Annotated in this window: 8 protein-coding genes; 7 read left to right on the top strand and 1 reads right to left on the bottom strand. The window is 59.7% G+C overall.

The features are described from left to right. Positions 1 to 71 precede the first annotated feature (71 nt). Positions 72 to 275, bottom strand: a complete 204-nt coding sequence (locus Tel_10390; GenBank protein ID ALP54829.1) for a hypothetical protein — start codon at positions 273 to 275, stop codon at positions 72 to 74. 509 nt (positions 276 to 784) lie between these two features. Between Tel_10390 and Tel_10385 the strand changes: the two genes are divergently transcribed. The 7 genes from Tel_10385 (at position 785) to Tel_10355 (ending at position 12,120) form a co-directional block, all read left to right on the top strand. Then, the gene (locus tag Tel_10385) at positions 785 to 2,923 is read left to right on the top strand and encodes a hypothetical protein (protein ALP53517.1); all 2,139 of its coding nucleotides are present in this window, start codon (positions 785 to 787) and stop codon (positions 2,921 to 2,923) included. Between the two features lie 490 nt (positions 2,924 to 3,413). Next, positions 3,414 to 3,677: a hypothetical protein gene (locus Tel_10380; GenBank protein ALP53516.1), complete on the top strand. Its 264-nt coding sequence runs from the start codon at positions 3,414 to 3,416 to the stop codon at positions 3,675 to 3,677. Positions 3,678 to 3,915: 238 nt separating this feature from the next. Then, the gene (locus Tel_10375; protein ALP53515.1) at positions 3,916 to 4,614 is read left to right on the top strand and encodes a biopolymer transporter ExbB; all 699 of its coding nucleotides are present in this window, start codon (positions 3,916 to 3,918) and stop codon (positions 4,612 to 4,614) included. Next, the gene (locus Tel_10370; protein ID ALP53514.1) at positions 4,614 to 5,033 is read left to right on the top strand and encodes a biopolymer transporter ExbD; all 420 of its coding nucleotides are present in this window, start codon (positions 4,614 to 4,616) and stop codon (positions 5,031 to 5,033) included. The genes Tel_10375 and Tel_10370 overlap by 1 nt, the downstream gene beginning before the upstream one ends. A 313-nt stretch (positions 5,034 to 5,346) precedes the next feature. Beyond that, positions 5,347 to 6,732, top strand: a complete 1,386-nt coding sequence (locus tag Tel_10365) for a transposase (GenBank protein ALP53513.1) — start codon at positions 5,347 to 5,349, stop codon at positions 6,730 to 6,732. 93 nt (positions 6,733 to 6,825) lie between these two features. Further along, the gene (locus tag Tel_10360; protein ALP53512.1) at positions 6,826 to 11,196 is read left to right on the top strand and encodes an ATP-dependent DNA helicase; all 4,371 of its coding nucleotides are present in this window, start codon (positions 6,826 to 6,828) and stop codon (positions 11,194 to 11,196) included. 48 nt (positions 11,197 to 11,244) lie between these two features. Beyond that, the gene (locus tag Tel_10355) at positions 11,245 to 12,120 is read left to right on the top strand and encodes a hypothetical protein (protein ALP53511.1); all 876 of its coding nucleotides are present in this window, start codon (positions 11,245 to 11,247) and stop codon (positions 12,118 to 12,120) included. The last annotated feature ends 78 nt before the right edge of the window (positions 12,121 to 12,198 follow it).

Below are 12,198 nucleotides of genomic sequence, written 5' to 3'. Positions count from 1 at the left end.
TCTGAACATTTCGGGGTCAGGGCATGCGCCGCTGATCCCGTTCTTCTGGGGGGAGGGGGATGTCATACCGGTCAGGATTTCAGTTCGAAGGTGATCTTGGCATTGATGCGGTAACGGGTAATGCTGTTGTTCTCGACTTTGGCCTCCATTTCCTTGATATAAATCGATTTGATATTTTGAATGGTCTCTGCGGCCTTGCTGAGCGCTTGCTGTGCGGCGTCTTCCCAGCCTTTGTCTGATTCGGATAAGACTTCAATGACCTTCAGGGTGCTCATGGTGTAATCCTCCATTGGCTTGGATGTGAAAGCGGACAGCGATACGGCCGCGCCATCTTTATGTCCTGTTAGCGACAGCACAATTGTTTAATGCTCTCCATGCTAGTGCGTTTGAATCACGCAGCATTGAAATATCGCAATGAATCCGAGCCGGCCGTGCGTTCAATGTCTCGAATCACGGGTTTGCTGAAGACATATGGATGGAGCGCACACATTGAACGCGCGACGACAAAAAGCGGACAAAATCGTGGCGTTCGTCGTGGCGCGGGCGAGGAGGATCAATGGAGGATACTCAATGAGCGATCAATGGGGCCAGAGTATGGGCCAGAGTAAATCTCCCCCCGTTGATCGCCATTGATCTGCTTACCGCGGGATCGATCCGCTCGGCCCATTTATGGTTTGACAACGCAGACGATAATAATTACCATCCGTATTCACATACAGTAATGAGAATGGTTATCAGTTGCGGCTCGGCCCGTGCATGTTCTGTCAAATGTAAGAAGGGAGTTATGTCTATGTACAAGCGGTCTCTAGTATCCATCGCGGTCATCACCGCCCTGGCCCCGGTCATCGCGCCAGCGGCCCCGCCCGAAAGCTTGGATAAGGTATTGATTATCGGTACGGAGGAGCAGGCCCGAAGCTTGCCCGGCTCCGGTGCGGTGGTAACGTCGGAGCGCCTGGAGCAGGAGGTGGTCACCGATGTGAACCAGGTGCTCAAGACCGTGCCCGGCGTTTATGTGCGTGAGGAAGAAGGCACCGGCTTGCGTCCAAACATCGGTATTCGCGGTGCGACGGCCGAGCGCAGCGAGAAGATCACCCTGCTGGAAGACGGTGTACTGATCGCGCCGGCCCCGTATTCCAACCCGGCGGCCTACTATTTCCCCACTGCCATGCGTATGTCGGCGATTGAGGTGCTCAAGGGTGCGCCCCTGCTGCGCCACGGTCCCCAGACCACGGGCGGGGTGGTCAACTTGATTTCCACGCCCATCCCCGAGGATCGGGGCGGCGAGTTGTCGGTAATGTTCGACGAGCGTGGCTCCACCGACGTCCACACCCATTACGGTGCCCGCCAGGGGGCGTGGCGCTGGCAGTTGGAGACGGTGCAACGCGAAGTCGAGGGCTATAAGGATATCGACCGCAGCAACCGGGATACCGGCTTCGACATCGCCGATTACGTGGCCAAGCTGGGCTGGCAGGGGGATGACCAAGACATCCTGCTCAAGGCCCAGTATTCCGAAGAGATCTCCAACGAGACCTATCTGGGGCTGACCGACGCCGACTTCAATGCCGACCCCAATCGCCGTTACGGTCTCTCCAGCATCGATCAGATGGACAACCGTCACCGCGGCTTGTCGGCCACCCATACCAAGGATTGGAACGAGCGGGTCACGTCGACCACCACCCTGTATCGCAATTACTTCGAGCGGGATTGGTTCAAACTCAGCGGCGGCGGCAGCTTTATCGATGATGCCAATAGCGGCAATGCCACGGCCCAGGGGATACTCGACGGCACGACGGATGTGACCGGGCTCAATTACAAACACAACAACCGCGCCTATGTATCACAAGGCGTGCAGTTGAACGTGGATGTGGCCGCCGGGCGCCATCTGGTCAGTGTGGGCGCGCGTCTGCATGAAGACGAGATGGATCGCTTCCAGCCGGTGGATGTCTACGACCAGGTCAACGGTTCGCTGGTGTATCAGTCGACGACGGCGCCCAGCGGCGGCGACAACCGCTTTGAAGAGGCCGAGGCCACCAGTCTGTGGTTGCTGGATGATTGGCAGGTGAGCGAGCGCCTCAATGTCAATCTGGCACTGCGTTACGAGGATGTCAGCAGCAGCCGTATTCAATATGGTAACGCGGCGCGCACCGTCGTTGCCGCGACGCGCAGCAATGAGTCCGATGAATTGTTGCCGGGCGCCTCCTTGACCTATGACCTGGATCAGACCTGGCAGTTGTTGGCCGGTGTGCATAAGGGCTTCTCCCCCTTGGGCGGCGGTGCCACAGCCAATGAAGAGCCGGAGACCAGCGACAACTGGGAGCTGGGGCTGCGCTATCGCACCGATGCCCTGTTCGCCGAGGCCGTCGGTTTTTATAGTGACTTTTCCAACAAGACGGAATATTGTTCGCTCGGCGCACCTTGCAGTAACGGCGCCACCTCCGGCAGTTTCGTTACCGGCGAGGCGGAAATCAGCGGCTTGGAGCTGCAGCTCGGCAGCGCATTCAAGCAGGGGCAATTCGATATCCCCTTGAACATCGCCTACACGTTCACCCGGGCCGAGATCAGCGCCGACAATACGGCGAGCGGTTTCAACAGTGGCGACCAGCTCAAGGATGTGCCGGAACATGTACTGGCGCTGCGCGCCGGGCTGGAACACAGCAGCGGCTGGGACAGCTACGCCATAGCCAAATACATCGACGAGATGTGTGTAGTCACCGGTTGTAACAACGCCGCCAACGCCTTCGACGAGACTGAATCGCTGGTGGTAGTGGACTTTGTCAGCCACTATCCGTTGGCCAGTGACGTGGATGTGTTCGTCAAGGTGGAAAATGTGTTTGACGAGCAGAAGATCGTCGCGCGCACGCCCGATGGTGCCCGTCCCAACAAGCCACTGACCCTGTCGTTGGGCATGACTCATCGCTTCTGATGTGAGCAGGGACGACAGCATTTGATTGAGTAAGGGCCGTTACGTGGTAACGGCCCTTTTATGATGGGGGGATGATGCAGTTTTATCGCGTAGTGGAATAATCGTTTGCCTGGTTCTGGTAATGGCCGCACACGCCGCCGGATTGTTGGCGCTCTCGCTGAATGATGCGCCACCGCCTGAGGTGGTCGAGGCGCCGGTGATCCAAGGGGTAATGGTCGCGTCGTCGTCATCGCAACCCGAGCCGACGCCCGAGCCGACGCCTGAGCCGACGCCCGAGCCGACGCCCGAGCCGACGCCCGAGCCAACGCCCGAGCCAACGCCCGAGCCAACGCCCGAGCCAACGCCCGAGCCAACGCCCGAGCCAACGCCCGAGCCAACGCCCGAGCCAACGCCCGAGGAGCCGGACGTCACTCCGGCGCCGGCGCCGGATGCGGCGGCCACAGCCGCGCCGCAAGCGAGTGTCACACCGCCGCGCCGGCATGCCCGCCATTTGAACAATCCAGCGCCCGACTATCCGCGGCTGTCAAAGCGGTTACGCGAAGAGGGTGTGGTGGTGCTGGAGCTGGTGGTGCATAAAGACGGATCGGTGAGTCAGGTGGAAGTGCAGCGTTCCAGTGGTTATCCGCGTCTGGATAAAGCCGCCCTGGCGGCGGTGCGCAACTGGCGTTACGTCCCTGCCACCCGCAATGGCGAGGCCATCGACTACCGTTACCGGCAGCCCATCGAGTTTTCGCTGACACGCGCTCAGCAATGAATTATCCTTTAAAGTCCCCGAGAGGGGATCAGTACCTCCTCGCCTGTCGGCGACGGCTATCTGCGTATGATATGAACTTGGTTGTTGGATAGCGTGAATGAGTTTGAATAGAGTGTTTCTTCTCTCTCAAAGAGAGGGGGCAAAACAAAGCGGCCGAATGGCCGATTACTCCGGCTCACAGCTGTAACCCGAAGTCACCGGCTTGAGCCGGTGGCGTATTCACAGAACGAGTATTAGCATGGAAACAAACCCCTACGGAATGGAGACCCTATGGCAACAGGGCGACCCGGTGATCAAATTCGTCGCCGTGCTATTGCTGCTCATGTCGGTCGCTTCGTGGACCGTCATCGTGGTGCGCGTAGCGGTCCTCTGGCGTGTGCGCCGCATGGCCAAAAACGCCGCGGCTTTCTGGCACGCCAAGCGCTTTGACGAGGGCTTGCAACTCCTGGAGGCCGAGGGGCGAAACAATCCGTTTTATTATCTGGCGCAGCAGGGGCGTCAGGCGGTGTCGCACCATGCCAGCCACAGACAGGATCTGCACGGCCACCTGCCGCTGGCCGACTGGTTGTCCGCCAGCCTGCGGAGTGCCATTGATGAACGGCGTGAACAGCTGCAGAGCGGTTTGTCGCTGCTGGCATCAATCGGTTCCACCGCCCCCTTCATCGGCCTGTTCGGTACGGTTTGGGGGATTTATCATGCCCTGGTCCGCATCGGCGTTTCGGGCGAGGCGGGTATCGACAAGATCGCCGGACCGGTGGGTGAGGCCCTGATCATGACCGCTTTCGGCTTGGCGGTGGCCATTCCCGCCGTGCTGAGCTACAACGCCCTGGTGCGCAGCAACAAGAATGTGGTGAACAGACTCAACCGGTTCGCCCATCAATTGCATCCCTATTTTCTATCCGGGGTCGCGAACAAGCATGATGATGAGGTGCACTGATGGCATTTTTCGATGAGCGCGACGAAGACGAGGTAATGAGTGAAATCAACATGACCCCATTGGTGGATGTCATGCTGGTGTTGTTGATCATATTCATGCTGACCGTGCCGGTGCTGACCCGCTCGCTGGAAGTGGAGTTGCCGCGAGCCAGCAGTAGTGCCACCGAGACCACGCCGGAGACGGTGAGCGTCGCCGTGAACGCCGCGGGTGAGGTGTATTGGAATGACGTCCTACTGACGGGCCCGGCCTTGACCGCGCGGCTGGCCGCAGCGGCCGCCGAAACCCCCCAGCCGCAGCTGCATATCCGCGCCGACCGTCACACCGATTACTACCATGTGGTGCGGGTGATGGCCGCGGCTCGGCAGGCCGGCTTAAGCCGTTTGGGGTTTGTGACCGAAGTTGACGATGCGCCCGGATGAGATCTATTCGTGTAACAGCGCGGCGACGGGATTAGTCACTAAACAGGCGGCGCGAAACCAGGGCTTGTCCCGGCGCTGCTCCAGGCTGATCGGTTTGGGATCAATGGGACGAGCACCTGGCTCTGTGAGCATTGGTGACACAGTGTTTTGAACACCCTCGAAACCGGAGAAGTACCGGAGGGCTAGAAATCAATGACTCTGACCCGAATGGCACTTACTTAAGCCCAAGCACTTGATTATCAAATAGAAAGACCGGCACCATGGTAGGGTGTAAATCGCCAAACCCACAACCTACCAAAAGGAACCGGTCTCGATGAAGCTTAGCCATACTGCCAAAAAACATCAACATACTCGAGTTGAGGCATACCGTGGAAACAGCAACAGCTATCGTTTCTTCAATCTTCTCACCAGCGACACGCTGCTGGACAAAGTGGAAGCGCTCTTGCCCGAGCACCGGGAACGCCTCTATCCACCTACGGAAACCTTATCCATGTTCCTGGCCCAAGCCATGAGCGCCGATCGTTCCTGTCAGAGCATTGTTAACCGGGCAGCAGTCCAGCGACTCGCCGGCGGGTTTAGCGCCCGAAGCACATACACGGGTGGCTATTGTCGTGCCAGGCAACGATTGCCTTTGACGATGGTCGCAGAACTGACCCAACATCTGGGCGACCAGCTTGACGAACGAGCGCCTGATGAATGGCAATGGCAGGGTCGACACATCAGGATTATCGACGGCACCACCGTCACGATGCCCGACACGGCTGCCAACCAAGCCGTATTCCCACAACAACGCGGTCAACAGCCTGGTTTAGGGTTTCCCATTTGTCGCATCGTCGGCATCACCAGTCTGGCCAGCGGTGCGCTATTGAATGCAGCGATCGGCCGTTTCAACGGCAAGGGGGGTGACGAACAAACCCTGTTGCGCGCCATACAGAACACCTTGCAGCCCGGCGATATCGCGCTCGGCGATGCCTTCTTTGCCACCTATTTCTTTATTGCCGCCATGCAGGCCGACGGGATCGATATTCTAATGGAGCAGAACGGTTCCAGAAAGCGCGTGACAGATTTTCGTCTCGGTCAAAGGCTGGGAGAACGCGATCATCTGATCCTGATCGACAAGCCCAAGCGACGACCGGAGTGGATGAGTGAAGAGGACTATAACGCGGCGCCAGAAAGACTCACGGTCAGGGAATTCCAGGCCGGCGGCAAAACAATGATCACGACTTTGGACGATCACAACAACTACCCGAAAGAGAAGCTAAAAGCCCTGTACAAAATGCGCTGGCATATCGAGCTGGACCTGCGCAACATCAAAGACACTATAAGCATGAATGTGCTCAGTTGCAAAACGCCCGAGATGGCGATCAAGGAAATATGGATCCATCTACTTGCCTATAACCTGATCCGCCTCATGATGGCACAATCCGCCTTGCTGGCGGATATCAGCCCAAGACGTATAAGTTTCAAGCACTGCTTGCAGATATGGCTGATCTATCTACAAAACGCGCAGTATTTGGATGATGAATATATCGGTTATTTATTCCGCATGATGGTGCAGAAAAAGGTGGGGAATCGTCCCGGCCGAATCGAACCGAGAGCGGTGAAGCGAAGACCGAAAGCCTATCCCTTATTGACGAGAACACGGCATGAAGCAAGAGCGGAGGTGATGAAAAATGGTCACCCTAAGAAGCTTAAGTAAGTGCCATTCCCCCCTGACCCTCCTTTTGCAAAGGGGGGAACTTATGTTTTATTTATCCGAGAACAGTCGTCCGTCCCAACGGTCCTATAATCCATGACTTTGTCCATCTTCCACCCCGCCGTCGCCGCCTGGTTCACCACCACCTTCGGCAGCCCCACCGGCGTCCAGCAACAGGCCTGGCCCGCTATCCAGCGGCGCGACAACACGCTCATCGCGGCGCCCACCGGTTCCGGTAAAACCCTGGCCGCCTTTCTGGCCGCCATCGATGCCCTGGTACGCGAGGGTGAGGCACGCGGTTTGGAGGATGAGACCCAAGTGCTGTATGTCTCGCCGCTGAAGGCGCTCTCCAACGACATCCAGAAGAATCTGGACCTGCCCCTGGCCGGCATCCGCGAGGAGTTGTTCCATCAGACCATGAAGGATGTGGAGATTCGTGCCTGGGTGCGCAGCGGCGACACGCCCCAGGGCGAGCGGGCGCGCATGCGTCGTCAGCCGCCCCACATCCTGGTCACCACGCCGGAATCGCTGTATATCCTGCTCACCTCCGCCTCGGGGCGCGAGATGCTGCAAACCGTGCGCACAGTGATCGTGGATGAGATTCACGCCCTGGCGGGCAATAAGCGCGGTGCCCATCTGACCCTGTCGCTGGAACGGCTGGCGGCCCTGTGTCAGGCCCACCACGGCAGTCGGCCCAATCGCATCGGCCTGTCGGCCACCCAGAAGCCCATCGCGGCCATGGCCAACTACCTCACCGGCCCGGCTCAAGACTGCACCATCATCGACACCGGTCACGCGCGCGAGCGCGACCTGTCCATCGAGGTGCCCAACTCGCCGCTGGAGGCGATCATGGCCGCCGAGGTGTGGGACGAGATCTACGACCGCCTGGCCGAACTGGTGGATGAACACCGCACCACGTTGATTTTTGTGAATACCCGCCGCCTGGCGGAGCGGGCGGCGCGCTTTCTGGCCGAGCGGCTGGGGGAGGAGAATGTCACCGCCCACCACGGCAGTCTGGCGCGCGAACACAGATTAGACGCTGAACAGCGCCTCAAGGGCGGCCGCTTGCGCGCCCTGGTGGCCACCGCCTCGCTGGAGTTGGGCATCGACATCGGCGACGTGGACCTGGTCTGCCAGCTGGGCTCGCCGCGCTCCATTGCCACCTTCCTGCAGCGCGTCGGCCGCTCCGGCCATGCGGTGGGCGGTCTGCCTAAGGGGCGCTTGTTTCCGCTGTCGCGCGACGATCTGCTGGAATGCACAGCGCTGCTGGATGCGGTCCGGCGCGATGAACTGGACCGCATCATCATGCCGCAACAACCGCTGGACGTGCTGGCGCAGCAGATCGTCGCCGAGGTCTCGGGCAAGGAGTGGCAGGAGGCCGCTTTATTCGAACAGTTCCGCCGCGCCTGGCCCTATCGCGATTTAACCAACGAAGCGTTTGTCGAGGTGGTGCGCATGCTGGCCGACGGCTTCTCCACCCGCCGTGGCCGGCGCGGCGCCTATCTGTATCGCGATGCCGTTAACGGTCGCCTGCGGCCGCGCCCGGCGGCGCGGCTGACGTCGATTACCAACGGCGGCGCCATCCCCGATCTGTTCGATTACGACGTGGTGCTGTCGCCCGAAGGCTATTCCATCGGCAGTCTCAACGAGGACTTCGCCTTCGAGAGTCTGCCCGGCGATATCTTCCAGCTCGGCAACACCTCGTATCGCATTCTGAAAATCGAACAGGGCAAGGTCCATGTGGAGGATGCCCACGGCCAGCCGCCTAACATCCCGTTCTGGTTCGGCGAGGCGCCGGGGCGTACCGACGAGTTGTCGCTGGCGGTGGCAAGGCTGCGTGACACTATCTCCGTGCAGCTGGAACAGGGCATGGAGGCCGCCGAGGCATGGCTGCAGCAGGCGCTGAGCTTGCCGTTACCGGCGGCGCAACAACTCACCGAATACCTCGCTGCAGCCAAGGCCGCGCTGGGCGCATTGCCTAGTTTCGACACGCTGATCTTCGAACGCTTCTTCGATGAAGTGGGGGACATGCACTTCGTCATCCATTCGCCGTTCGGCTCGCGCATCAACCGCGCCTGGGGCCTGGCGCTGCGCAAACGCTTTTGCCGCAAGTTCAATTTTGAACTTCAGGCCGCCGCCACCGAGGACAGCATCATTCTATCCCTGGGGCCGACCCACAGTTTTCCGCTGGAAGAACCCGCCGCCTATCTCAAGCCGGCCACAGTGAAAGAGATTTTGATCCAGGCCCTGCTGGCCGCGCCGCTGTTCGCCACCCGCTGGCGCTGGAACGCCAACATCGCCCTGGCGGTGATTCGCAATCGTAACGGCAAGCGGGTGCCGGCCCAGTTTCAGCGCTCCGATGCCGAGGATCTGGTGGCGGTGATCTTTCCCGATCAGCTGGCCTGTTTCGAAAACATCGCCGGTGATCGCGAAGTGCCCGACCATCCGCTGGTCAGCCAGACCCTGCAGGATTGTCTGTACGAGGCTATGGACATCGACGGGTTAATCACCCTGCTTTCCCGCCTGGAGCAGGGCGAGATCCGACTGGTCACGTGTGACCTCACCACGCCGTCGCCGTTATCTATGGAAGTAATCAACGCCCGGCCCTACGCCTTTCTCGACGATGCCCCGGCGGAGGAGCGCCGCACCCTGGCGATCCAACAACGCCGTTACCTGGATCCGGAAACGGCGGCGGACATCGGTCGTTTGGATATGGCGGCTATCCAGCGGGTGCAGTCAGAGGCCTGGCCCGATGCGCGTGACGCCGACGAGCTACACGACGGCCTTATCATGCTCGGTTTCATGAGCGAGGGCGAGGCGCAACGCGGCCCGTTGGTTGAAAAAGATGCATTGGGTTTTGGTTGGCAGCCTCTGTTCAACAGCCTGACGGACGACAAGCGGGTCACGCTGGTAAGCATCGATGCAGATAAAAAGCTTTGGGTGGCGGCGGAACGCTTGAACGAAATCCTGACCCTGTTTCCAGACGCGGTGCGTGAACCTGCTATCGATCCGTTGTTTGAAAACGGTGACCAGCCGTTGCACAAAGAGGATGCCCTGCGCGAATTGATCCGCAGTCGCCTGGAAGGGCTGGGGCCGGTCACCGTGGCGCAACTGGCCGCGCCCCTGGGGTTGTCCACCCAACAGCTCGACATCGTCCTGCTGGAACTGGAGCAGGAAGGCTTCGCCATCCAGGGCAGCTTCACCACCCAGGCAACGAGTGAAACCGAATGGTGCGACCGGCGTCTGCTGGCGCGCATCCATCGCTACACCCTAAAACGGCTGCGCAGCGAGATTGAGGCCGTGGCCCCGGCCGACTACATGCGTTTTTTGTTTCAGTGGCAGTATCTGACGGATCGCGGCGAAGGGCAGGACGCCTTGCTGGGCGTGCTGGAACAGCTGGAAGGCTACTCCATCCCGGCGGTGGGGTGGGAGGCAGAGATCCTGCCCGCGCGGCTGGAGCGCTACACCAGTGACATGCTGGAGAATCTCTGTCTCTCCGGCCGCATCACCTGGTTGCGTCTCAACCTGCCCAAACAAAGCGAAGGCAAACAGGCACGCAAGGCCGCACCGGTGCGCATCACGCCCATCGCGCTGGTGGCGCGGCAACACGCCCATTACTGGCACAAACTGAATGATGACACCGAGCTTGAACATCTAAAACTATCCGCAGGCGCCCACAAAATATTGGATGCCTTGCATCAGCACGGCGCCTCGTTCTTCATCGATCTGGTGCAACAGACCGGTCTGCTGCGCACCCAGGTGGAAGAGGCCCTGGCCGAGCTGGTGGCGCGCGGCCTGGTCACCTCCGACAGCTTCGCCGGCCTGCGCGCCTTGATCGCACCGCAACACAAACGTCCGGGGTTCGGTCACGGCAGACGCCGACGCCGCGCCACCGCGGTGAGCGTGGACGACGCCGGGCGTTGGTCGCTGCTGCGTCCGCCGCGTGCCGCGGTGGATTACGACAACGCGACCCAACCCTTCGACAGCGAAGCGGTGGAACACATCGCCCACACCCTGTTGCAACGCTACGGCGTGGTGTTCAGAAAAGTACTGGAGCGGGAGGCCAATCTGCCGCCCTGGCGCGAACTGCTCTATGTCTATCGCCGCCTGGAGGCGCGCGGTGAGATCCGCGGTGGTCGCTTCGTGCAGGGTTTTAGCGGTGAGCAGTTCGCCCTGGCCGAAGCCGTCGCCGCGCTGCGCGACACGCGCAAGCGGGACAAACATGGTGAACTCCTGAATATCAGTGCCGTCGACCCCCTCAACCTAGTCGGCATCATCATCCCGGGCCGCCGCGTCCCGGCCCAGATCAATAACCGTATTCTGTTTCGTGACGGTGTGCCGCTGGCCGCTGTCATCGCCGGTGAGGTAGACGTGTTCACCGAACTGAGTGAGCGGCAACAGGCCCAAGTGCGGCAGCTGTTGGTTAGAAAGGCACCGGGGCAGGTTCTGCAATTCCAGGCATCGTAAGGTTTGATCTGAAGCCTACGTACTCCTAAACATTAACCGGGTGTTCCTATGCATTTAATCACCTTCAAACAAAACAATCACAGTCGTATCGGTGTGCTCGATACAGTCCGCAATGAAGTTGTCGACCTAACCGCAATCGGTCTTCCCGGTGATATGTTGGCATTGATCAATGCGGGCGAAGTTGGGTTGGATAAAGCTCGCGAAGCTATCGTCTCCGGAGAGGTTCGATTGGCTTTGAATGAGGTAAAAATCCTGGCACCTATCCCACGCCCTCTGCGCAACATTCTCTGTGTCGGTAAAAACTACCGTGACCACGTCAGTGAAGTGCAGTCAGCATTGCCGTCCAGCGGTGACGGCGTACCGGAACTACCCATCATCTTTACCAAGGCCACTACTACGGTCATCGGGCCCGGTGACACCATACCCGCCAGCCAAGACCCGACCGACTCGGCCGATTACGAAGGCGAACTGGCGGTGGTGATCGGTAAAGGTGGTCGAGGTATTTCACGCCATCAGGCCATGGAGCACATTTTCGGCTACACAATCATCAATGACGTCACTTCGCGGCGTATGCAGAAGGGACATCAGCAATGGTTCCTCGGCAAAAGCCTGGATGGCTTCTGTCCCATGGGGCCGGGTCTTGTGACGCGCGATGAGATTCCTGATGTGACGCAGTTGCAGGTTAAGACCTCGGTGAATGGTGAAATACGCCAGGATGGCAGCGTGGCTCAAATGATTTTCGACATTCCGATCTTGATCGAAACTCTGTCGCAGACTATGACGCTTGAGCCGGGTGACATCATTGCCACCGGGACACCGGCCGGGGTGGGGATGGGATTCGAGCCGCCGCGCTTCCTGAAGACAGGCGACTGGGTTGCGGTCACCATCGATCCGATCGGCACGCTGGAAAATCCGGTGGGTTGATTTTTTATATCACAAACGGCCTTCAAGCGGGGAGGGCATGAAGGTGGCCACCGACCCGGCACAATATCGAGGCGGCGT

The sequence above is a fragment of the Candidatus Tenderia electrophaga genome, from assembly GCA_001447805.1.
GTDB classification, from domain to species: domain Bacteria; phylum Pseudomonadota; class Gammaproteobacteria; order Tenderiales; family Tenderiaceae; genus Tenderia; species Tenderia electrophaga.
The sequence above is the reverse complement of the archived record's forward strand: the minus strand, read 5'-3'. Positions and strand labels throughout refer to the sequence as shown.